The organism is Paramagnetospirillum caucaseum (genome assembly GCF_000342045.1).
GTDB lineage: Bacteria > Pseudomonadota > Alphaproteobacteria > Rhodospirillales > Magnetospirillaceae > Phaeospirillum > Phaeospirillum caucaseum.
In genome coordinates this window covers 1-227 of the sequence record NZ_AONQ01000231.1, presented here as the reverse complement: position 1 = coordinate 227, position 227 = coordinate 1, and the positions used below count along the sequence as shown (strand labels likewise).

The 227-nt window shown below is 70.5% G+C and carries 1 protein-coding gene; it reads left to right on the top strand.

Annotation, left to right across the window (positions count from 1 at the left end; genetic code table 11):
- Positions 1-227 (top strand): hypothetical protein (locus tag H261_RS25675; protein ID WP_008623054.1); only part of this gene is annotated, 227 nt, incomplete at both ends.

The following is a 227-nucleotide window of genomic DNA, read 5'->3' as shown; positions in this document are numbered from 1 at the left end:
AGGCGCAGGCGCTGACCGCCACCCAGATCGGCGGACTGACCACCACCCAGCTCAATGCCTTCCAGACCACCGATATCGCCGCCCTGACCGCCACCCAGGTCGGCGGGCTGACCACCACCCAGGTGACGGCGCTGACCACCACCCAGGCGGGGGCGCTGACCGTCACCGAGGCCAAGGCGCTGACCACCACCCAGGTCAACGCGCTGACCACCACCAACGTGGCGGTG